The following is a 348-nucleotide window of genomic DNA, read 5'->3' on the forward strand; positions in this document are numbered from 1 at the left end:
CAAAAACTATTTGGAGCAAGAGCTAGAGCTGAAAACTATCTTCAGTATAAAATAGGCAAAGCTTTATTAAATGTCAGAAATCCACTAAAAGCTATAATCTTACCTATAACTTTATATAATATTAATAAAAAACATAAAAAAGAATTAGAACTTAATAAATCATTAGTAGCTTTAAATCCTAATCTAAAAGCACCTAAAATAGAAGAATATGCAGACTATAATGAAGCTGTTAAGGTAATGAATAATTTACCATATAAATTAGGTGGATTATTTATCAAACATCCAATTACTTTTATATTTAAAGCTAGGAAGTTTTGTAAGGAGCATAAAAGTGGAAAATAAAATAAA

At 24.7% G+C, this 348-nt stretch carries 1 pseudogene; it reads left to right on the plus strand.

The window, feature by feature from the left end:
* Window positions 1-342 (plus strand): annotated as a pseudogene (locus tag AVANS14531_RS09160) (glycosyltransferase family 2 protein); the annotation flags it as partial.
* Window positions 343-348: the final 6 nt, after the last annotated feature.

This window comes from Campylobacter sp. Cr9 (genome assembly GCF_020138295.1).
Taxonomy (GTDB): Bacteria; Campylobacterota; Campylobacteria; order Campylobacterales; family Campylobacteraceae; genus Campylobacter_E.